This is a genomic window from Micromonospora sp. DT46 (assembly GCF_049841735.1).
GTDB lineage: Bacteria > Actinomycetota > Actinomycetes > Mycobacteriales > Micromonosporaceae > Micromonospora > Micromonospora reichwaldensis.
The window spans coordinates 450,562-471,786 of sequence record NZ_JBNCKW010000002.1 but is presented as its reverse complement, the minus strand read 5'-3'; the positions used below and the strand labels follow the sequence as shown (position 1 = coordinate 471,786).

Genomic DNA, 21,225 nt, shown 5'->3' with positions numbered 1-21,225 from the left:
TGGTGGTCGCCCTCCGCCAGCGACCTGGCGCTCAGGGTTTCTGCTGCGGCCCCGCCGTCGGGCCCTTGACGACGGGCTTGCCGTCGTTCCAGACGACCTCGTCGAGCCAGACCTGGCGGCCCGGGTCGACGGTGCCCTCCTGGCCCGGTGGCCAGGCGTGGTAGAGCAGCCAGGTGCGCCCGTCCTCGACCACCATCGAGGCGTGCCCCGGCCCGGAGGCGACCTCGTTGGTCTTCAGGATCGGGTTCTCCGGGGCCTTCACGCAGGGCCCGGCGGGCGACTCGCAGATCGCGTAGCCCTCCGCGTACTCGGCCCGGTCGTAGGCGTTCGCGGCGAAGAACAGGAATAGCTTCCCGTCCTGCCGGTGCAGGAACGGGCCCTCGATCAGGGTGCCCTCCCACGGCTCGGTCTGCTTCAGCAGCTTCGTCGGCTCGCCGACCAGGCGCAGCCCGTCGTCCGAGAGGCGCTGCGACCAGATCCAGGTGTCCACCCCGATGGCGTTGCCGTCGTTCTTCCACAGCAGCCAGAGGCTGCCGTCGGCGTCGCGGAACGGGCTGGCGTCGATCGCCCCGCCCAGCTCGGCCTGGCAGATCAGCGGACCGGTCGAGTCGTCCCGGTACGGCCCCTGCGGCGCGCTCGCCACGGCCCGCCCGACGCACTGCCGCCCCGACTCGCGCCCGGCGACGGTGTAGTAGAGCGCGAACCGGTCCGGGGCCAGCTCGATCGCCTCGGGCGCCCAGGTCTTCCCGGCGTCCGCCCACGCCGGCAGTTCCGGCAGCGCGTCCCCGGCCGGGGTCCAGTCGACCAGGTCCGGGGAGGTGAGCACCGGGACGTTGCGGCCACCGGCGTTCGTGTGGAACAGGTACCAGGTGTCGCCCACCCGGATCGCCTGCGGGTCGGGCGCGTCGGTGCGTACGACCGGGTTGGTGAACATGCGCGCGTCGTCTCCCGTGCTCGAAGGTCCTTCTCCACCACCGCACCCGGCGACGAGCAGCGCGGCGGCGAGCACCGCCGCCGCGCCGCGCCGCCGGGTCGTCCCGACCGTCATCCCTTCAGCCCGCTGCGGGAGACGCCCTGGATGATGTGCCGCTGGGCGAGCACGAAGAGGATCAGCACCGGCACGCTGGCCAGCACCGCCCCCGCCATGATCACCGGATAGTCGGTGACGTAGGAGCCCTGGAGCAGGCCCAGGCCCGGCGGCAGGGTGAGCGTCTCCGGGCTGAACAGCACGAAGATCGGCCAGAGGAAGTCGTTCCAGTTGGTGAGGAACGACAGCACCACCAGCGTGGCCAGCGCCGGCCTGGACAGCGGCAGCACCACCTTCCAGAAGATCTGCCACTGGTTGGCCCCGTCCAGCACCGCGGCCTCCTCCAGCTCCCGGGGCAGGGAGAGGAAGAACTGCCGCAGGAAGAACACCCCGAACGCGCTCGCCGCCCCGGGGACGATCACCACGCTCAGGGTGTCGATCCAGTTCAGCTCGTCGACGATCAGGAAGTTCGGGATGATCAACGAGGTCGGCGGGATGAACAGCGTCCCGACGATCAGCGCGAAGAGCACCCCGCGACCGCGGAACCGCATCCGGGCCAGGGCGTACGCGGTCATCGAGGCCGTCGCCACCACCAGCAGCGCGTGCGCGGTGGCGGCCAGCATGCTGTTGGCGAACCAGCGCAGCACGGGGTTGGCGGTGTTGTTCAGGATCTGCTCGTAGCCGTACCCGGAGATCGGGTCCGGCAGCCAGGTCGGCGGGATCTGCTGGGCCCCGGTGTAGGTCTTCAGCGAGGTGATGACCATCCACACCAGCGGCAGCAGGAAGACCAGGGCGAGCGCGACCAGGGTGGCGTAGAGCGCGGTCCGGCGCAGCGCGCCCCCCGGGGCGCGGCCGGTCGCCGGGGCGTCGGCGGGGGCCGGCGCGGGGGCGCGTGTGGGCGTCGTCATGGCGGTCCCCTCAGTCTTCCCGGTAGCGGAAGAGGCGGAAGTTGGCGATGCTCACGACCGCCAGCATCAGCGCGAACACGATGCTCATCGCGGCGGCACGGCCGGCGTCGTTGTCCCGCAGCCCCTCCTCGACGATGAACCAGACCACCGTGCGGGTCTCCGTGCCCGGCGCGCCCTGGGTGATCAGGAACGACTGGCCGAACACGTTCGCCGAGGCGAGCACGGTCGTGGTGATCACGAAGAGCAGCACCGGACGCAGCCCGGGGAGCGTGACGTGCCGGAACCGTTCCCAGGCGCTCGCGCCGTCCACCTTCGCCGCCTCGTACAGCTCCTGCGGGATGTCCTGGAGCCCGGCCAGGTAGATCACCGCGTTGAAGCCGGAGGTCCACCAGACGGTCACCCCGACCAGCGAGACCCAGGCCCACGGCACGGCCGTCACCCACGGGGTGTCGGCCGGCAGCCCGACCATCCCGGCGATCCGGTTGACCAGGCCCAGGTTGGCGTCGAGCAGGAACCGCCAGAGCAGGCCGATCACCGCCACGCCCAGCACGTACGGCGCGAAGTAGATCGCCCGGAAGAAGGTCCGGCCGGGGAACGAGCGGTTCAGCAGCAGCGCCAGCCCGAGCGGGACGACCACCAGCAGCGGCACCGCGAAGACCGTGAAGATCGCCGTCGCCCGGACGCTCTGCCACCAGTCGCCGTAGACGGCCGAGTCGCTGGAGAACAGCTCCTTGTAGTTGTCCAGCCCGACGAAGGGCCGGTTGGGCAGCTGGAAGTCCCACTGGTGCACGGAAAGCCAGAGACCGAGCAGGATCGGCAGCAGCCCGAAGACCCCGAACAGGAGCAGGTACGGGGCGAGGAAGAGGTACGGCGTCGCCCGCCCGGCCCGGCCCGCCCGGGCGCCGCCACGGGGGGCGTCGGCCGCCGGGGGCGGCGCGTCAGCACGCGCCGCCCCCGCCTCGATCACGTCCGCCACGGGGACTCAGCTCCCGTACTTCTTGCGGTTGTCCTCCAGCTGCTTGTTCGCCTTGGTCACCCCGTCGTCCAGCGCCTGCTTCGGCGACTTCTTGCCCAGCGCCGCCTCGTTGAACGAGTTGTAGAAGGTCGTCATGACCTCACCGAGGCCCGGGGCCGCCGGCGGGAAGGCCGCGTACTCCAGCTCGGGGGCGAGCGCGTTGACCTCGGCCAGCGCCTTGAAGTCGGCGCTGTCCCGCACGGCCTTGCGGGCCGGGACCTGGCCGCCCTTGGCCCAGTCCAGGGAGTGCTGGCTGAGCCAGTTGATGAAGACCTTCGCCGCGGAGACCTTGTTGGCGTCGTTGGCCCGCTGCTTGACGATCGTGAAGTTGTGCGAGTTGGCCCAGGCGGCCGGCTGCGTGCCGATCTGCGGCAGGGGCGCGACGCCCCACTGGATGTCGGGGCTCTTCTTGAGGTCGTTGATCTGCCAGATGCCGTTCCAGTTGAACGCGTTCTTGCCGCTCTTGAAGGCCAGGTAGTCGGCGTCCTGGCCGACGTTGGCCGGGGAGTGGCCCTGCTTGATCAGGTCGGTCAGCCAGGTGCACGCCTCGACGGCCTGGTCGGAGTTGAAGGTGGCCTTGGTGGCCTCGGCGTCGAAGACGCTGCCGCCCCACTGGTGCAGCAGTGAGTAGAAGGTCATGCCGCCGGTGAACTGGAACGGGCTGACCCAGAAGCCCTGCACCCCGGACTTCTTCAGCTCGGTCAGCGCGGCGGTGTACTCGTCCTTCGTCGTCGGCGGCTTGTTCGGGTCCAGGCCGGCCTTCTGCATGACCCCCTTGTTGTAGTAGAAGCCGAGGGGGTGCATGTCCAGCGGGATGCCGTACCGCTTGGAGTTGTAGAGCCCGCCCTTCCAGACGGTGGGGGCGAAGTCGCCCTCCGACAGCTCCAGGGTCTTGGCGACGTCGTCCAGCTCGGTGATCACCCCGCGCGCGGCGAAGGTGGCGAGCTGGTCCATGTGCATGACCGCGATGTCCGGGCCGGCGCCGCTGGAGGCCGCGCCGGGGAGCTTGTTGTAGTAGTCCTCCCACTGGTACGTGGCGATCGAGACGGCGATGTTCTGGTGCTCGGTGTTGAACTGGTTCACCAGCGCCTTGAAGATGTCGCCGTCGCCGCCGGTGAAGCCGTTCCACAGCTTCAGGTCCACCTTCGGGCCGGTGTAGTCCTTGCCGCCGTTGCCGGCCGCCGGGCCCGAACTGTCGTCGTCGCCGCCGCACCCGGCCAGGGTCAACGAGGCCGCGGCGCCGAGCCCGAGGCCGAGGCCGAGCAGGCGCCGCCGGCTCATTTCGTTCTGCATCATGAGGTTTCGCTCCTTGAGGGACGGGATGAAGTGTGCCTGCTCAGGACCGGTGCGGTGTCAGCCGCCGGTGGGGGAGAAGCGCAGCACGTTCCAGGAGACGGCCGGAAGGCGCACGGAGCACCGGCCGCCGTCGGTGGTGGGGTCGGGCAGCTGCCGGGGCGTCACCCGGTCGGGCTCGGCCTCGGTGTTCGTCGCCGTCGGGTCGTCCCCGGCGGCGAGGCTCAAGTGGGATCTACCGGACAGCCCCGGCAGCCCGCGCAGGTCGATGTCCAGGGGGAGGTCGTCCGAGCCCCGGTTGACCGCGAACACGGTCAGCTCGCCGGTCTCCTCGTCGTACACGGCGACCGTGTCGAGCACGGGGACCTCGCCGTACCGCTTCGTCTCGTAGGTCGGGCCGACCGGCTCGGTGCGCAGCACGGTGCCGCGGGCGTGCCGGGCGGTCAGCGCGAACGGGTGGAAGATGCTCTGCCGCCAGGCGGGGCCGCCGGTGCGGGTGCGGATCGGGGCGATCACGTTGGCGAGCTGGGCCTGGCAGGCCACCCCGACCCGGTCGGCGTGCCGGAGCAGGGTGATCAGCAGGTCGCCGACCACCACCGCGTCGACGGCGGTGAAGTCGTCCTCGATCAGCGCCGGTGCCTCCACCCAGCCGCGCCGGTCCAGGTCGGCCTGGAGACGGGACTGGTACCACACGTTCCACTCGTCGAAGGAGATCTTCAGCTTCCGCCGGTGCCGCTGCTTGGCGGCCACGTGGTCGGCCGTGGCGACGACCTCGCGGATGAAGTTGTCCATGTCGACGGCGGACGCCAGGATGCTGGCCCGGTCGCCGTCGGAGGGGTCGTAGTAGGTGTGCGCGGAGATGTAGTCGACGTGCTCGTAGGTGTGCTCCAGCACGGTCGCCTCCCAGGAGGCGAAGGTGGACATCGTCCGGTTGGAGCTGCCGCAGGCCACCAGGCTGATCGACGGGTCGATCATCTTCATGGCGCGGGCGGTCTCGGCGGCGAGCCGGCCGTACTCGTCGGCGGTCTTGTGGCCGACCTGCCACGGGCCGTCCAGCTCGTTGCCCAGGCACCAGAGCCGCACCCCGTACGGCTCCTCGGCGCCGTGCTTGCGGCGCAGGTCGGACAGCTGGGTCCCGCCCGGATGGTTCGTGTACTCCAGCAGGTCGCAGGCCTCCTGCACGCCCCGGGTGCCGAGGTTGACGGCCATCATCGGCTCGACGCCCGCCTCGGCGGCCCAGGTCATGAACTCGTCGAGCCCGAAGGCGTTGGTCTCGACGGTCTTCCAGGCCAGGTCGAGCCGGCGGGGGCGGTCACCGACCGGGCCGACGCCGTCCTCCCAGCGGTAGCCGGAGACGAAGTTGCCGCCCGGGTAGCGGACCACGGAGACGCCCAGTTCCCGGGTCAGCTCCAGCACGTCGCCGCGCAGGCCGCGCGGGTCCGCGGTGGGGTGCCCGGGCTCGTAGACCCCGCCGTAGACGCAGCGACCCATGTGCTCGACGAACGAGCCGAAGAGCCGCCGGTCGGCCGGTCCGACGGCGAAGGCTGGGTCGATGGTGAGCTGCGCGGTCCGCAAGGGGGTGCCACCTTTCCTCGTTGCCGGTCCCGGGTGACCGTGGTCACCTGGTGCTCCTGGTTTGTACAACGTTGTAAGCAACGTTGTAAAGAGGCCCCTACGCGGTAAAGTGCGCCCCATGGGGGAGGGCGACGTGGTGCGGCACAGGCTGAAGGACGTGGCGGAGCGCGCCGGCGTGTCGGTGAAGACCGTCTCCAACGTGGTCAACGGCTATGTGCACGTCCGGCCCGACACCCGGGCCCGGGTCGAGGAGGCCATCGCCGAGCTGAACTACCGGCCCAACCTCTCCGCGCGCAACCTCCGCAAGGGGCGCACCGGGATCATCGCGTTCGCGGTCCCCGAACTGGACATCCCCTACTTCGCCGAACTGGCCCGGCACGTCGTCACGGCCGCGGCCGAGCTGGGCTGGACGGTGCTGATCGACCAGACCGGCGGCGGTCGGGAGCAGGAGCGGGCGGTCGCGTCGGGCATCACCGAGCACCTGATCGACGGGCTGATCTTCAGCCCGCTGGCGCTCACCGCCGAGGACCTCACCGGGCTGGCCGGCACCCCGCTGGTGCTGCTCGGCGAGCGGGTCGACCACGGTCCCGCCGACCACGTCGGGATCGACAACGTGGGCGCCGCCCGGGAGATCACCGCCCACCTGGCCGGTCTCGGCCGGCGCCGGATCGCCGCCATCGGCTCGCAGCGCACCCCCGAGGGGGCCAGCGCCCGGCTGCGGCTCGCCGGCTACACCGCGGCGATCGCCGACGCCGGCCTCCCGTACGACGAGCGGCTGGTGGCGCCCGCGACGGCCTGGCACCGCGCGGACGGCGCCGCCGCGATGCGCGGCCTGCTGACCTCCGGCGTATGCCCCGACGCGGTCTTCTGCTTCAACGACACCCTCGCCCTGGGCGTCCTGCGCGCCCTGCACGAGGCGGGCCTGCGCGTCCCCGAGGACGTGGCGGTGGCCGGTTTCGACGACATCGAGGACGGCCGCTTCTCCGTGCCCACCCTGAGCACCATCGCGCCGGACAAGGAGCGCATCGCCCGGCTGGCGGTGGAACTGCTCGCCGGCCGGATCGACGGCGACCGCACCGCCCCGCCCCGGGAACTCTCGGCCCCCTGGCGCCTGGCCCCCCGCGAGAGCACCCTCGGCCGCTGACCCCCACCCCCGCTGGCCGGGGGTGGCGCTCAGTCGAAGAAGCGGGCCAGGTGGGCGGGGGTGGGGCCGTCCGCGTCCGGGGGCAGCGGGGTGAGGTCGGCGAAGATCGAGGCGCCGTCGCAGCCGACGTGCAGGGGATACCAGCGCGGGATGCCCGGCGGGCGCTGGAGGCAGACGCCCTTGAACGTCTGCACGTCGAGCAGCCGGACGTGGGTCGGGTCGGCGACGGCGTTCACGTGCCGCCACCACGGGCTCATCACGTGCAGCACGCCGCCCGGCCGGAGCGCCCGGTGGCACTCGTCGACCAGCGGCAGGAAGTCGATCAGGTGCTCCAGGATGTGCACCGCGAAGAAGACGTCCACCGAGTCGTCGGCCAGCGGCAGCGAGCCGGACAGGTCCGCCACCGCGTCCACCCCCGGGGCCGGGAAGATGTCCAGCCCCAGGTTGCCCGGCCACTGCTTCGTGGCGCCACAGCCCAGGTCGACCACCACCGGGTCGCGCCCGCCGACGCGTACGCGGCACCAGACGCCGAGCACCCCGGCGAGCCGGCCGACCCGGTCCCGGACCAGGCGCAGCTCGTCCTGCCCGGCGACCTCGCCGCTGAGGTGGGCCACCCCCCGGTCGAAGCGCACCTCGACCGCGAGGTCGCGCAGCCGGTCGTCGTGCCGGGCCTGGTCGGCCCAGGCCTCGGTGAGGAATCCGTCGACCGCCCGCAGCCGCTCGGCCGAGGGCGGATTCTGTGCCAGCGCGACCATCCGGGCCACCTCCCGCCGGCCGATACCCGGATCCCCGCCCGTTATGCCCCGGACGCCCCGAGCAGGGCGGGCGGTCAGCCGCCGATCGTCCGCCGGGGGCGTCCGCCGCCGCGCATCCGCTGCCGGGGCGGCGGGGCGGCCGCCTTGGGCCGCTTGAGGTGGTAGCGGTGCAGCTCGCTGTTGCCGGGCATGGACGGGTCCTCGCTCATCGCGACCAGCTCCCAGCCCTGGTCACCGGCCCGGTTCAGATGGGCCAGCGCGGTGTCGCCGTAGGGCGTCACGTCGACCATGGAGCCGTCGGGGCCGTACCAGACGAAGACGATCTCCCAGCCGATGTCGGTGGTGGCCGCCTGGCGGCGGCGGACCAGCAGCGCGTACTCCCACTTGAGCATGGGGTCATTCTCACCCGCCGCGAGCGGGTCGGCACGGATCAATCCTCGGCGATCCGCCCGGCGGCCACCCGCAGCCGCCGGTTCGTGGTCACGGCGTCGAGCATCCGCCGGTCGTGGGTGACCAGCAGCAGCGTGCCCGGGTAGCTGGCCAGCGCGGACTCCAGCTGCTCGATGGCGGGCAGGTCCAGGTGGTTCGTCGGTTCGTCCAGCACCAGCAGGTTCACCCCGCGCCCCTGGAGCAGCGCCAGCGCCGCCCGGGTCCGCTCGCCCGGCGACAGGGTCGCCGCCGGCCGCAGCACGTGCCCCGCGCGCAGGCCGAACTTGGCCAGCAGCGTCCGCGCGTCCGCCGGCGACAGGTGCGGTACGGCGGCGCCGAACGCGTCGATCAGCGGCACGTCGCCGAGGAACAGCCCACGGGCCTGGTCCACCTCGCCGACCACCACGCCCGGGCCGAGCGCGGCGTGCCCGGAGTCGAGAGGGAGCCGGCCCAGCAGGGCGGCGAGCAGGGTGGACTTGCCGGAGCCGTTGGCCCCGGTCACCGCCACCTTGTCGGCCCAGTCGACCTGGAGGGTCACCGGGCCGAGGGTGAAGTCGCCCCGGCGTACGACGGCGTCGCGCAGCGAGGCCACGACGGCGCCGGCGCGGGGCGCGGCGGCGATCTCCATCCGCAGCTCCCACTCCTTGCGCGGCTCCTCGACCACCTCCAGCCGCTCGATCAGGCGCTCGGTCTGCTTGGCCTTGGCCGCCTGCTTCTCGGTCGACTCGGCGCGGAACTTGCGGCCGATCTTGTCGTTGTCGGTGGCCTTGCGGCGGGCGTTCTTCACGCCCTTCTCCATCCAGGCCCGCTGGGTGCGGGCGCGCGCCTCCAGGCCGGCCCGGGTGTCGGCGTACTCCTCGTAGCCCTCCCGCGCGTGCCGGCGGGCGACCTCGCGCTCCTCCAGGTAGCCCGCGTAGCCGCCGCCGTAGTGCCGGACCTGCTGCTGGTGCAGGTCCAGTTCCAGCACGCGGGTGACCGTGCGGGCGAGGAACTCCCTGTCGTGGCTGACCAGCACGGTGCCGGCGCGCAGCCCGGTGACGAACTCCTCCAGCCGCTCCAGGCCGGCCAGGTCCAGGTCGTTGGTCGGCTCGTCGAGCAGGAACACGTCGTAGCGGCTGAGCAGCAGCGAGGCCAGCCCGGCCCGGGCCGCCTGGCCGCCGGAGAGGCCGGTCATCGGGTGCTCCAGGTCGACCGTGAGCCCCAGCTCGGCGGCCACCTGCTCGGCCCGTTCCTCCAGGTCCGCCCCGCCGAGGGCGAGCCAGCGCTCCAGGGACTCGGCGTAGGCGTCGTCGGCGCCGGGCACGCCGTCGGTGAGCGCGGCCGTCGCCGCGTCCAGCGCGGCCTGCGCGGCGCTGACGCCGGTGCGCCGGGCCAGGAAGTCCCGCACGGTCTCGCCGGGCCGCCGCTCGGGCTCCTGCGGCAGGTGCCCGACGCTCGCCGTGGGCGGGCTGAGCGTCACGCTGCCGGCCTCCACCGGCAGAAGTCCGGCGAGGGTACGCAGCAGCGTCGACTTGCCGGCCCCGTTCGGCCCGACCAGCCCCACCACGTCCCCCGGTGCGACCACCAGGTCCAGCCCGGCGAACAGTGCCCGGTCCCCGTGCCCCGCGGCCAGCCCCTTGACGATCATCGTCGCGCTCATCAGTGCCCGACCCTATCCCGCCCCGATCACCCACCCTTGCTCCACGCCCCGGCACGCGCGCGGCACACTGCTCGGGTGGTGACCACACTGGCGATCGACTGTGGCGGCGGCGGGATCAAGGCATCCGTGCTGGACGAGGCGGGCACGATGCGCGCCCGGCCGCTGCGGGTGCCCACGCCGTACCCCCTGCCGCCGGCGCTCTTCGTGAAGACGCTGCTGGACCTCGCCGGCCGGCTGCCCACGGCGGACCGGCTCACCGTCGGCCTGCCGGGCATGATCCGGCACGGGGTGGTGGTCGCCACCCCGCACTACGTGACCCGCTCCGGCCCCCGGTCGAAGGTCGACCCGGGCCTGGTCGCCCAGTGGTCCGGGTACGACGCGCGGACCGCGCTCGCCGAGGCGTTCGGGGTGCCCGCGCTGGTGCTCAACGACGCCGAGGTGCACGGCGCCGGGGTGGTCGCCGGGACCGGCTGCGAGCTGGTGCTGACCCTCGGCACCGGGCTGGGCAGCGCGCTCTTCGACGGCGGGGTGCTCGCCCCGCACCTGGAGCTGTCCCACGCCCCGGTGCGCTGGAACACCACCTACGACACGTACGTCGGGGAGCCGGAGCGGCGCCGCCTCGGGGACGCGTTCTGGTCCCGCCGCATCCGCCAGGTCGTGGACGGGCTGCGCCCGGTGTTCCGCTGGGACCGCCTCTACCTGGGCGGCGGCAACTCCCGGCTGATCCGCCCCGAGCAGCTCGCCCGGATGGGCGACGACGTGGTGGTGGTCCCCAACACCGCCGGCATCGTCGGCGGCGTGCGCGCCTGGGAGCTGGCCGCCGGCCGGCACGGCGCCCCCACCTGACCCCGGCCCGCGCGGTGTCCCGGCCCCGGGAACAGTCGCGGTACGGCTGATGTTGTGCCAGCGTCGGGACAGTGGCGCGACACGAGGGGGTGGGTCGGATGGACCTTCTGGCCGAGTACCGGCGGGCGACCATGTTCTTCGAGGCCGGTGACCCGACCGGGGCTGCCCGGCTGCTCGAGCCGATCGTCGAGGCCGAGCCCGGCAACGCCTCGGTACGCCAGCTGCTCGCCCGCGCGTACTTCCACTCGGCCCAGCTCAACCGGGCCGAGGCGCAACTGCGGGAGCTGATCGACCGGGACCCCGCCGACCACTACGCCCACCACGTGCTGGGCCGCACGCTGGAGCGGCTCAACCGGCACGCCGACGCGCTGCGGCACCTGCGTATCGCGGCGGCCATGCACAGCGGCAACGACGACTACCGCACCGCCCTGGACCGGGTGCAGACCCGGGTCGAGGGCACCCGCTGACGGCGGACGAGGGCGGGGCAGCTCGGTGGAGCTGCCCCGCCCTCGCGCTCGTCACGGGGACGCGTAACGCCGAGCGCCGATGGTGATCAGGACGCCATGGACGTCAGAGTCGTCGGATGACGTCCATGACGTCCATGGCGTCCTGATCAGCGGTCGGTGCGCCGGCGGCGTCGGGCGGCCTACCATCGGCGTCATGGGACGTGAGCTGGCGGCGGGTGTGCGGTGAAGCTGAAGCTGGACCTGCACGAGATCTTCAACAAGGGCCAGGACATCGACCGGGCCCTGCGCGGGATCATGGACGAGGCCGTGGCGAAGAAGGCCACCCTCGTCGAGATCATCCCCGGCAAGGGCTCCGGCCAGCTCAAGAAGCGGGTGCTGCGCTTCCTCGACCAGAAGGACGTCAAGCAGCTCTACCACCGGGTCGAGAAGGACTCGAAGAACTTCGGCCGCCTCTTCGTCCACTTCCGCTGGAAGTAGGAGCTTCCGCTTCCCCGACCCACCCGTGGGCGGAAAGTCGGGCTGCCGACGGACGTACACCGATGCTTGCGACCACGCGGCACCATCCTGATCATGGAACTTCTACGGTGGCCGCTCCGCGTCGCGACCGCGACGCTGCTGTGCGGACCGCTGCTGGCGCTGTACTGGACGGATCCCTGGGAGCTGGCCTGTCTCGCCGTCACCGGGGTCCTGCACGTCGAGGTGGGACTGCGGCTGTGGCGGGAGCGTCCCGCCAACCGCATCGGGCCGTTGCTGGTGGTCTGTGGCCTGGTGTGGCTGCTGGACGCCTGGGGTCGCGTCACCCTGCCCGCCCTGTTCACCGCCGGCATGATGCTGAGCATCGTGCACGACCCGATGCACCTGCACGCCGGTCTCATCGTGTCGTCGGGCCGACTGCGGGGGCGGTGGGAGCGGCTCGTCGCCGCGGCCGGCTACGCGTACTGGCCGGTGCTCGTCGCCGGGGCCATGGTGGCCGGGACACTGAGCACCGGTCATCTGCTGCACCTGCGGGCGTGGTCCTATCCGCTGGTCGGCGTGTTTCTCGCCGGGCTGTTCATCGTGCGGTACCGCCGGGCCGACCGCGCCGAACGGCATGTGTACGCCCCGTTCTGGGCCGCGTTGGCAGTGAACGGCCTGTGCACGGCGATGCTGAGCACTGTCGCCTACGGCTCCGGGCACTGGCCGACCACGCTCTACGCCCTCGGTGCGGCGCTGATCCCGGTCGGGGCCGCGCTCAGCATGCACCGCGCCGAGCGCCGCCACCTGCTCCGGGCTCGCGACCGGGAGCGCCGCAGGGTGGAGCGTGACGTGCACGACGGAGTGCAACAGCGGCTGCTCGCCGCCGCAATGATGCTGCGGCAGGACGATCCCGCCCTGGTCGCGCGCGGCGCGGCGGAGGTCGAGCAGGCGATCGCCGATCTGCGCGACCTCGTCCGGGGCATGAACCCGGCGGCCCTGGTGTGCCACGGCCTCTCCGGGGCGGTGGCTGCCATCGCCGAGCGCGCCGCGGTCCCCGTCCTGGTCGACGACCGGGTCAGCCACCTCACGTTGCCCGAACCGGTCGCGGTCGCCGCCTACTTCGTCACCATGGAGGCGGTCACGAACAGCCAGAAACACGCCCGGGCGGGCCGGGTGTCCGTCACGCTCGCCACCAGCGGCGGCCGGGTCGAGGTTACCGTCCACGACGACGGGATCGGCGGCGCGCTCGCGGTGCCGGGTGGCGGGCTGCACGGCCTGCGCGAGCGCGTCGAGTCGTGCGGCGGGACCTTGCGGGTGTCGAGCACCCGGGGGCGTGGCACGGCGGTACGCGCCGTCATGCCACTCGCGGCGTCATGACCCGGGCCGTACCGGTCGCCGCTCGGGACGGTGGTGTGCGGGCGGTTCTGGCCGACGACTCTGTACTGCTGCGCAGCGGCCTGGCGCTGTTGCTTCAGCAGCACGGCATCACGGTCGTGGCCGAGGTGGGCGACGGCGAGCAACTGCTGGCCGCTGTCGCCGAGCACCAGCCGGACATCGCGATCGTCGACATCCGCATGCCGCCCAGCTTCACCGTGGAGGGCGTCCGCGCCGCGCTGGCCGTACGCCGTCGTCACCCCGGCGTCGCCGTGCTCCTGCTGTCCCAGCACCTGGAGCACCGGGAGGCCCTGGCCCTGCTCCAGCAGCCCGGCGGCGGGGTCGGCTATCTGCTCAAGGACAGGATCACCGACGTCACCGGGTTCGTCCGCGACGTGCGCAGAGTCGCGGCGGCGGGCACGGCGATCGATCCGATCGTGGTCGACCGGCTGTTGCGCCGCCCGCGCGTGTCGGTCGGTGTCGGCGCGCTGTCACCGCGTGAGCGGGAGATCCTGGCCCGGATGGCGGCGGGTCGGGCCAACCGGGGCATCTCCGCCGAACTCCACCTCTCCGAGCGCACCGTGGAGACCCACGTACGCAGCATCTTCGCCAAGCTCGGCCTGGCCGACGAGCCGGACACCCACCGGCGGGTGCTCGCGGTGCTGACCTTCCTGGCGGACTGACCGGACTGACCCCTGGCCGACAGCAATTACGTGCTCGCACTGAGGTGCCCCGACGTCCAAGTTCCTAGTGTTGATCTCCGTAACGGCAACCATTTCGAGGGGGACCACATGAGGTTCAAGACGGTTTCGGCCCGGTTCGCGGTGGCGGCGGCCGTGGCGGGCAGCGCGCTGGTCGGTGTGACGCCGGCACAGGCGGCGGCCACCAGCACGATCGTCTGCGAGGAGACCAAGCAGGTCGAGGAGGCGTCGTACGACGTCAACTCCGGCTGCTGGCTACAGTACGGCGACCGGGTCCAGATCAGCGCCTACGGGTCGATCTGGTCCGGCGTGTGGCTCACCGGGCAGAACGGGCCGCAGGGCTGGACGAACATGGCCGGCGACTCGAAGTTCCCGATGACGAACGCCCGCGCCTTCTCGCTGCTGGCCAAGACCAACGGCAACTACCGGTACGCCGGGACCGGCACGACGTTCACCTACTACGGCTCCGGCAGCACGCTGTACCTGCGGATCAACGACGACGCGCCGGGCAACGGCAGCGGCGCCTTCACCGCCGAGGTCACGGTCACCCGCGGCTGAGCTGACGTCACGGCGACCCGCTGCTGACAGGTGCGGGGGTGGCTCGGCGACCGACCGTTCTCCGAGCCACCCCCGCCGCCTGCCCTAGAGCGGATAGGTACGGGCCACGGCCAGCATCTCCGAGCTGTGCGAGCCCACGATCCCCACGTCCGGCGGGCGCGGGCGGAAGCCGGGCAGGGCGTCCAGGCCGTCGCTGGCGTCCATCGCGCGCAGCGCCACCTGCCCCGCCTTAGGCGTGACGGTCAGCGTCACCTCGATCCCCTCCGGCGGCGGGGCGTGGAAGACCAGGCCGAAGCCCCAGCGGCCCTTTCGGGCCTCCACCGGCACCGCCCGGCCGGCCACCTCCGCCCGCAGTACCGTCGCGGTCGCCGCGTCGACGTGCAGGGTGGTCAGGCGGACCTGGCGTTGCGGGACGAGCCGCAGGCGCAGGGTGCGCTCGGCGCCGGCGGTGGTGTCGGCGAGCACCTCCAGCTTGGGGGCGGGCAGGTTCGCCGGCTGCGCCGGGCCGGCGCGCAGCTCGGTGTCGCCCAGGCCGGGGAAGTCGGCGACCTCGGTCACCTCGTCGACGTAGCCGTCGGTCCAGGGCTGCGGGTCCTCCTCGTGGCTGAGCCAGCGGGCCTGGCCGCTGCCGGCGTCGAGGGCGTACATCAGGTGGGTGGGCGCGGGGTGCGCGGCGTCGAAGCGGTCGACGGCGAACCCGACCCCGGCGAGGACCACGGCCGCCAGCGCGGTGGCGGCGGCCGGCAGCGCGCCGAGCCGGCGCGCGCGCACGGCGACCAGTCCGCGCTGCCCGCCGGCCTGCGGGTGCAGCAGGTCGACCACCGGCAGCGCGGCGAGGCCGAGCAGCACCGCGACCAGCGCCGCGACCCCGCCCATCGCCATGCCGAGCGCCGGGAAGAGCAGGACCACGGTGGGCAGCAGGATCACCACGGCCACCGCGGCGGCCAGGGTCGACGCGACCACCGGCCACGGACCGTCGATCCGCACGCTCAGCGCGACCAGCCCGGCCGCCGCGCCGGCCAGGGCCGGGATGGTGACGAGGTACGCCCCGCCGGGCACCAGCACGGCGAGCAGCACCCCGAGCACGGCCAGCCAGCCCAGCCCGCCGACGGCGAGCGCGGCCGGGCCGACCCGGCGGCGGGTGAGCGCGTACCAGGTGAACAGGACGGCGGCGGCGAGCGCCACCACGGCCAGCCGGTACCAGGTGGGCCGGTACGGGTCGAGCAGCTCGGCGTAGCCGGGCCGCAGCGCGGTGATCGCCGCCCAGAGCAGCTGCGCGGCGAGCGGGGCGAGCACGAGCGGCAGCAGCGCCAGCCCGAACCCGGCGGCGAGCCGGCCCCCGGTGGTGCGGCCCCGCCGCAGGGCGAGCCAGCCGAGGGCCGCCACTGCGGCGAGCGCGAGCAGCGCCAACGGCAGGACCAGCCAGCCGGGGTAGCGGACCAGCCCGCCAGGGACGGGGAAGTAGGTGGCGTCGTTCCCGGAGTCCAGCGCCCTCAGGTCGACCCGGCCGAACTCACGGGCGAGGCCGAGGGCGTTGTCGCCGTGGTGCTGGAGGCTCGACCGGTCCATGGCGGCGGGAGTGTCCAGCGGAGTGTGGTAGATCGCCCCGCCGTCGATGTACGCCGAGTTCAGCCCGACGAAGTCGTTGTCGAGGAACGCGGTGAAGTCGGTGTCGTTGGGCAGCGCGCGGTAGATCTCCACGGCGAACGAGGTGCCCACGGGGTGCGGCGCGGCCCGGCCGAAGGCGTCCACCAGGGCGGCGTTGTCCCGCGACGTCTCGAACATGATCACCGGGCCGGTCGAGCCGCGTGCCTCCAGGTTGAGCACGACGCCGCCGCCGGCGGCCAGCGGGTGGCTGGACGCGAACGCCGCCGCCCCGCACAGGCACGCCTCCTCGGCGTCGGTGAGCACGAAGACGATGTCGTTGCGTGGCCGGGGACCGGCGGCCAGGGCGCGGGCCACCTCCAGGATGGCCGAGGTGCCGGCGGCGTCGTCGTTGCCGCCCGGCCCGGACTGCACCGAGTCGTAGTGCGAGACGAGGAAGACCTTGCCGGTGGGGTCGGTGCCGGGCAGCCGGGCCACCACGTTGCGGACCCGGGCCAGGGCGGCCCCGCCGGCCGCCCCGCTGAGCTGGCCGGCCTCGGGCACGACGGTGTCCTGCACCTCGGTCTCCAGGCCGAGGCCGCGCAGCACCCCCTCGACGTGCGCGCGGACCTGGTCGTTGGCGGGGCTGCCCGCCACGTGCGTCCGCGCGGCGACGACTTCGACGTGCTCGTACGCCCGGGCGGCGCTGAACTCGCCCGGCGGTGCGTCGGCCGGGCGCGGCGCGGGGGTGCGCAGGTCGAGCAGGGTGCCGGCGCCGACGGCGACGAGCGCGGCGAGCGCCGCCGCGGCGGCGACCAGCCGGCGACGGGGCCGGGCCAGCGCGCGGTCGGCGGGGCGGGTGGGGGGTGCGCCCACGGGGTCTCCTCGGGACGGGTCTCAGGTGGGCACCATCCTGCACCCCGGCGGCCGTCAGCGGGACTCCCGGTGCGGGCCGGGGGAGCGCGGACGCCCGCTTTGCCCCTCGCCGCACAGTGATCCGACCCATGCCCGCGCATGCGGAGCCCGTCGTGTTGTGTGCGAACGTTGTCTAATACAGGATCAGCAGGGCACTCGGAAGGAGCCCGACATCACCAGCGATCTCCCGCGTCTCGCGGCGGTGACCCGGCCGCACCGGGGGACCGGCATGGCCGGTTCCTCCGTCGTGCCGTATCCGCACGGCGGCATGGGACGTCATCCCAACCTGCCTCCCGGCGAGCGGCTGCGGGTGCTGCTGGTGGAGGACGACGAGGGCGACGCCTTCCTGGTCGGTGAGCTGCTCGCCGAGACCAACTCGATGATCGACCTGCTGGTGGCGACCAGCCTCAGCGAGGCCCGGCAGCGCGTGATGGGCGTCGACTGCGTCCTGCTCGACCTGGGCCTGCCCGACGCGCAGGGCCTCGACGGGCTGCGTCAGGTGCTGGAGATGGCCAGTGGCGCCGCCGTCTGCGTGCTGACCGGCCGCTCCGACGAGCACCTCGGCATCGTCGCCGTCGCCGAGGGCGCCCAGGACTACCTGGTCAAGGGCCAGGTCGACGGGGTGCTGCTGACCCGGGCGCTGCGCTACGCGGTGGAGCGCAAGCGGGCCGACGAGAACGCCCGGCGGCTGCGCGAGGTCGAGTTGCGCCAGGCCGAGTCCGCCCGCCTCGAACGGGGCCTGCTGCCCCAGCCGCTGATGACCACCGACGTCGTCGCGGTGCACACCTTCTACCGGCCCGGCCGGCACGCCGCCCTGATCGGCGGTGACTTCTACGACGTGGTGCAGACCCGGCCCGACCGGCTCGACCTGATCGTCGGCGACGTCTGCGGGCACGGCGTGGACGAGGCGGCCCTCGGCGTCGAGCTCCGGGTCGCCTGGCGGGCGCTGATCCTCGCCGGTGTGCCCGACGACGAGGTGCTCCCGGCGCTTGAACAGGTGCTGATGAGCGAGCGCCGGCTCCAGGAGATCTTCGCGACCGTCGCGACCGTGCGGCTGGACCTCGACGCCAACCGGGCCACCGTCCGGCTGGCCGGGCACCCGCCGCCGCTGCTGCTCGCCGGGGGCAAGGTGGTGCCGGTTCCGGCACCCGGCGGCCTGCTGCTCGGCGTACGACCCCGCCGGCCCGTGGCCTACGACCTGGAGTTCGACACCGATGACTGGTCCCTGTTGATGTACACCGACGGCCTCATCGAGGGCCGGATCGGCGAGGGCGACGAGCGCCTCGACGTGCCGGGCCTCAGCGGACTGCTCGCCGATCCGGCGACCCTCGCCGTGCCGCTGTCGGAGCTGCCGGCCTGGCTGGTCGGGCGAGCCGAGCAGCTCAACGGCGGTCCGTTCGCCGACGACGTCGCCATGCTCCTGGTCAGCCGGGGCGGTGGCAGGTGACGCGCGTCGGCGACTGGACCCTGCGCCGGCGGGTCGTCACGCTGCTCACCGTCGTCGCGGTCCTGCTGATCGGGCTGGCCGGCGGCGAGGTGGCGCTGGCGGCGAAGAACCGGACGCACATCGACGCGATCCTGTACAAGACCGGCCCGCTGCGGGTGCAGGCGCAGGAGCTGCTGAACGCGTTGCTGGACCAGGAGACGGCGGTCCGCGGCTACGCGGTCAGCGGCAACCCGGCGGACCTGACGCCGTACGAGGCGGGCCGGAAGCGCGAGCAGGACCTGGTCGCCTCGATGCAGCGGCTGGTCGACGACTATCCGGAGCTTCGGCAGGAGATCCGGCTGGTCGAGGAACGGGCCGAGGCGTGGCGCCAGGCGGTGGCGGTGCCGGTGGTCACCACGACGCAGCAGAACGGCACGACCGCGGGGCAGGCGCTCATCACCGACCAGGCGCGGGAGCAGTTCGACGACGTACGCGGCGCCGTCGACCATCTCCAGCAGGAGATCTTCGAGGCCCGGCAGCGCAGTGCCGAGGACGTCCTGCGGACGAGCAACCTGCTGGTCGTCCTGCTGATCGCCGCCCTCGCGGTGGTGATCATCGCCGGCAGCATGCTGCTGGTCTCCCTGGACAAGATGGTGATCCGCCCGCTGACCGGCCTCGCCGACCAGGTCCGCGAGGTGGCCGAGGGCGACTACCAGCACGGGATCGCCGGCGCCGGTCCGCCCGAGTTCCTCCGGCTCGCCGAGGACGTGGACGCCATGCGGCGCAAGATCGCCAAGGACCTGGCCGAGGTACGGGAGGCCCGGGAGCGGATCGAGTGGGTCAACAGCCAGCTCCAGAAGCAGGCCGAGGAACTCACCCGCTCCAACCGTGACCTGGAGCAGTTCGCGTACGTCGCCTCGCACGACCTCCAGGAGCCGCTGCGCAAGGTGGCCAGCTTCTGCCAGCTCCTCCAGCGCCGCTACGCGGGGCAGTTGGACGAGCGGGCCGACCAGTACATCGCGTTCGCGGTCGACGGCGCGCAGCGGATGCAGCGTCTGATCAACGACCTGCTCGCCTTCTCCCGGATCGGCCGGCTCACCACCGGCTTCACCGAGGTCGACATGAACAAGATCATGGGCGACGTGGCCGGCCAGACCGAGGCGGCCCGGCAGTACGCCGACGCGGAGCTGACCTGGGGCGAGCTGCCCGTCATCCGTGGCGAGGAGCCGCTGCTGACGAACCTGCTGGCCAACCTGGTCAGCAACTCGGTCAAGTTCCGCCGCCCCGACGTGCCCCCGAAGGTGCACGTCTCGGCCCGTCTCGTGGGCGACGAGTGGGAGATCAGCTGCCAGGACAACGGCATCGGGATCGAGCCGGAGTTCGCCGACAAGATCTTCGTCATCTTCCAGCGGCTGCACGCGAAGGACGCGTACCCGGGCACCGGGATCGGGCTGGCGATCGTCAAGAAGATCGTGGAGTACCACGGCGGTCGGGTCTGGGTGGACACGGGCACCGAGGAGGGCACGGCGATCCGCTTCACCCTCCCGGCGCTCCCCGAGGACGTCGAGGCGGCCGCCGCGTCGACGGCGGACGAGCCGGCGCCCGGGGACGGCGTGGCCGGGGACGGCGACGGGACGCCCGGGGACGGCGACGAGCCCGCCGCCGGGGCCGGCACGGGCGGCGCCCCGGCGCAGGCCGACCGGCGCGCCGACGAGTCGGAGACCACGGACGGGCCCGGCCGGGCACCGGAAGGCGGTAGAACGGGTGACATGAGGGAGACGGTGGGATGACCGCGCCGGCGGACGGCAAGAGCCCGATCGAGGTCCTGCTGGTCGAGGACGATCCGGGTGACGTGTTGATGACCCAGGAGGCGTTCGAGGAGCACAAGCTCCGCAACCGGCTGACCGTCGTCTCCGACGGCGCCGAGGCGCTCGCCTACCTGCGGCGGGAGGGCCAGTACGCCGACGTGGTGCAGCCGGACCTGATCCTGCTCGACCTGAACCTGCCGCGCCGCGACGGCCGGGAGGTGCTGGAGGAGATCAAGTCCGACGAGCAGCTCTGCCGGATCCCGGTGGTGGTGCTGACGACCTCCCAGGCCGACGAGGACATCCTGCGCAGCTACCAGCTGCACGCCAACGCGTACGTGACGAAGCCGGTGGACTTCGAGCGCTTCATCTCGGTGGTCCGGCAGATCGACGAGTTCTTCGTCAGCGTGGTGAAGCTGCCGCCGCGTGGCTGACACCCTGCTCGACGACGTCGGTGGTCTGCTGCGCGAGACCGCCGACCAGGTCGTGCTTCCGCTGTTCCGCAAGCTCGACGAGGCCGACGTGAGCGAGAAGGCGCCGGGCGACCTCGTCACCGTGGCAGACCGCCGCGCCGAGGAGGTGATCTCGGCGGCCCTGCGCCGGCTGCGCCCCGGCTCGGTGGTGGTGGGCGAGGAGGCGGTCGCCGACGACCCGGCCCTGCTGGAGCACCTGCGCGCCTCCGGCGACGTGTGGCTCGTCGACCCGGTCGACGGCACCTCGAACTTCGCCGCCGGCCGGCAGCCGTTCGCGCTGATGGTGGCGCTGCTGACCGACGGGGATCCCGTCGCCGCGTGGGTGCTCGACCCGCTCGCCGGGACGCTGGCCGTCGCGCGGGCCGGCGAGGGCACCTGGCTCGACGGCCGGCCGGTGCGGACCGGCGACCGGGCGCCCGCGCTCGACGCGGTGCGCGGCGCCGCGATGTCGCACGCGCTGCCGGCCGCGCCGCGCGCGCTGGTCGAGGCGGGCGGCGCGCGGCTGGGCGAGATGCTGCCCGGCCAGCACTGCGCCGGCCGGGAGTACCTGGACGTGCTGACCGGGGACCAGGACTTCGTGCTCTTCTGGCGCACCCTGCCGTGGGACCACGCCCCGGGCGCCCTGCTGGTCCGGGCGGCGGGCGGGGTCGCGCGGCGCTTCGACGGCACCGACTACCGCCCGGGGGACGACGGCCACGGCCTCCTGGTCGCCGCGAGCGAGCAGATCTGGGTGGACGTGCGTGAGGCTCTGCTCGACGGCGCGTGACGTCGCTGCGACCCTGCGTGGACGTCCGACGGTCCGGGCGTTCGCGGGCCTGGCCCGGCGTGCTCCGTC

20 protein-coding genes are annotated in these 21,225 nt (G+C 73.1%); 11 read left to right on the top strand and 9 right to left on the bottom strand.

The window, feature by feature from the left end; all coding sequences use genetic code 11:
* Positions 1-31: 31 nt before the first annotated feature.
* Genes ACLQ20_RS06500 through ACLQ20_RS06480 form a run of 5 tightly spaced genes read right to left on the bottom strand, consistent with a single transcriptional unit; the run spans position 32 to position 5,818 of the window.
* Positions 32-1,048 (bottom strand): glycoside hydrolase family 43 protein, encoded by a 1,017-nt coding sequence (locus ACLQ20_RS06500; protein ID WP_425854544.1) that lies wholly within the window; start codon positions 1,046-1,048, stop codon positions 32-34.
* The gene (locus ACLQ20_RS06495; RefSeq protein ID WP_425854543.1) at positions 1,045-1,935 is read right to left on the bottom strand and encodes a carbohydrate ABC transporter permease; all 891 of its coding nucleotides are present in this window, start codon (positions 1,933-1,935) and stop codon (positions 1,045-1,047) included. The genes ACLQ20_RS06500 and ACLQ20_RS06495 overlap by 4 nt, the downstream gene beginning before the upstream one ends.
* A gap of 10 nt (positions 1,936-1,945) precedes the next feature.
* The gene (locus ACLQ20_RS06490; protein WP_151454947.1) at positions 1,946-2,911 is read right to left on the bottom strand and encodes a carbohydrate ABC transporter permease; all 966 of its coding nucleotides are present in this window, start codon (positions 2,909-2,911) and stop codon (positions 1,946-1,948) included.
* A gap of 6 nt (positions 2,912-2,917) precedes the next feature.
* A complete protein-coding gene (locus ACLQ20_RS06485) occupies positions 2,918-4,246 on the bottom strand; it encodes an ABC transporter substrate-binding protein (protein WP_327029649.1) in 1,329 nt (442 codons plus the stop codon).
* A gap of 57 nt (positions 4,247-4,303) precedes the next feature.
* On the bottom strand, positions 4,304-5,818 hold the full coding sequence (locus ACLQ20_RS06480) for an alpha-N-arabinofuranosidase (protein WP_425854540.1): 1,515 nt from the start codon (positions 5,816-5,818) through the stop codon (positions 4,304-4,306).
* A 136-nt stretch (positions 5,819-5,954) separates the two neighbouring features.
* Here ACLQ20_RS06480 and ACLQ20_RS06475 point away from each other — a divergent pair, with 136 nt between their 5' ends.
* Entirely contained in the window at positions 5,955-6,962 is a 1,008-nt protein-coding gene (locus tag ACLQ20_RS06475; RefSeq protein WP_425854831.1) for a LacI family DNA-binding transcriptional regulator, read from the top strand.
* Between the two features lie 29 nt (positions 6,963-6,991).
* Here the strand turns inward: ACLQ20_RS06475 and ACLQ20_RS06470 are convergent, their stop codons facing one another.
* From ACLQ20_RS06470 to ACLQ20_RS06460, 3 genes are all read right to left on the bottom strand, one after another.
* Positions 6,992-7,717, bottom strand: coding sequence for a methyltransferase domain-containing protein (locus tag ACLQ20_RS06470; protein ID WP_425854539.1), 726 nt, complete (start codon positions 7,715-7,717; stop codon positions 6,992-6,994).
* A gap of 74 nt (positions 7,718-7,791) precedes the next feature.
* Positions 7,792-8,109 carry a hypothetical protein gene (locus ACLQ20_RS06465; RefSeq protein ID WP_357579586.1) on the bottom strand — a complete coding sequence of 106 codons (318 nt, stop codon included), beginning with the start codon at positions 8,107-8,109 and terminating at the stop codon, positions 7,792-7,794.
* Between the two features lie 38 nt (positions 8,110-8,147).
* On the bottom strand, positions 8,148-9,785 hold the full coding sequence (locus ACLQ20_RS06460) for an ABC-F family ATP-binding cassette domain-containing protein (RefSeq protein WP_425854537.1): 1,638 nt from the start codon (positions 9,783-9,785) through the stop codon (positions 8,148-8,150).
* 75 nt (positions 9,786-9,860) lie between these two features.
* Here ACLQ20_RS06460 and ACLQ20_RS06455 point away from each other — a divergent pair, with 75 nt between their 5' ends.
* The 6 genes from ACLQ20_RS06455 to ACLQ20_RS06430 all read left to right on the top strand — a co-directional run bounded on the left by ACLQ20_RS06455 (position 9,861) and on the right by ACLQ20_RS06430 (position 14,187).
* On the top strand, positions 9,861-10,631 hold the full coding sequence (locus ACLQ20_RS06455; protein WP_151457175.1) for an ROK family protein: 771 nt from the start codon (positions 9,861-9,863) through the stop codon (positions 10,629-10,631).
* A gap of 98 nt (positions 10,632-10,729) precedes the next feature.
* A complete protein-coding gene (locus ACLQ20_RS06450) occupies positions 10,730-11,098 on the top strand; it encodes a tetratricopeptide repeat protein (protein WP_327029645.1) in 369 nt (122 codons plus the stop codon).
* 222 nt (positions 11,099-11,320) lie between these two features.
* Positions 11,321-11,575 (top strand): Smr/MutS family protein, encoded by a 255-nt coding sequence (locus ACLQ20_RS06445; protein ID WP_007465523.1) that lies wholly within the window; start codon positions 11,321-11,323, stop codon positions 11,573-11,575.
* Positions 11,576-11,668: 93 nt separating this feature from the next.
* The gene (locus tag ACLQ20_RS06440) at positions 11,669-12,931 is read left to right on the top strand and encodes a sensor histidine kinase (protein ID WP_151457177.1); all 1,263 of its coding nucleotides are present in this window, start codon (positions 11,669-11,671) and stop codon (positions 12,929-12,931) included.
* Positions 12,932-12,966: 35 nt separating this feature from the next.
* Positions 12,967-13,611, top strand: coding sequence for a response regulator transcription factor (locus ACLQ20_RS06435; RefSeq protein WP_192581575.1), 645 nt, complete (start codon positions 12,967-12,969; stop codon positions 13,609-13,611).
* 108 nt (positions 13,612-13,719) lie between these two features.
* On the top strand, positions 13,720-14,187 hold the full coding sequence (locus tag ACLQ20_RS06430) for a hypothetical protein (RefSeq protein WP_151457179.1): 468 nt from the start codon (positions 13,720-13,722) through the stop codon (positions 14,185-14,187).
* 84 nt (positions 14,188-14,271) lie between these two features.
* Here the strand turns inward: ACLQ20_RS06430 and ACLQ20_RS06425 are convergent, their stop codons facing one another.
* Complete coding sequence (locus ACLQ20_RS06425) at positions 14,272-16,647, bottom strand: M28 family peptidase (RefSeq protein WP_425854534.1); 2,376 nt, start codon at positions 16,645-16,647, stop codon at positions 14,272-14,274.
* 307 nt (positions 16,648-16,954) lie between these two features.
* Between ACLQ20_RS06425 and ACLQ20_RS06420 the strand changes: the two genes are divergently transcribed.
* Genes ACLQ20_RS06420 through ACLQ20_RS06405 form a run of 4 tightly spaced genes read left to right on the top strand, consistent with a single transcriptional unit; the run spans position 16,955 to position 21,156 of the window.
* Positions 16,955-18,133 (top strand): PP2C family protein-serine/threonine phosphatase, encoded by a 1,179-nt coding sequence (locus ACLQ20_RS06420; protein WP_151456478.1) that lies wholly within the window; start codon positions 16,955-16,957, stop codon positions 18,131-18,133.
* Entirely contained in the window at positions 18,130-19,902 is a 1,773-nt protein-coding gene (locus ACLQ20_RS06415; RefSeq protein WP_358120603.1) for a sensor histidine kinase, read from the top strand. Before ACLQ20_RS06420 ends, ACLQ20_RS06415 begins: the two co-directional genes overlap by 4 nt.
* On the top strand, positions 19,899-20,351 hold the full coding sequence (locus ACLQ20_RS06410) for a response regulator (RefSeq protein WP_151456480.1): 453 nt from the start codon (positions 19,899-19,901) through the stop codon (positions 20,349-20,351). Before ACLQ20_RS06415 ends, ACLQ20_RS06410 begins: the two co-directional genes overlap by 4 nt.
* Positions 20,344-21,156: an inositol monophosphatase family protein gene (locus ACLQ20_RS06405; RefSeq protein ID WP_151456481.1), complete on the top strand. Its 813-nt coding sequence runs from the start codon at positions 20,344-20,346 to the stop codon at positions 21,154-21,156. Before ACLQ20_RS06410 ends, ACLQ20_RS06405 begins: the two co-directional genes overlap by 8 nt.
* Positions 21,157-21,225 lie beyond the last annotated feature (69 nt).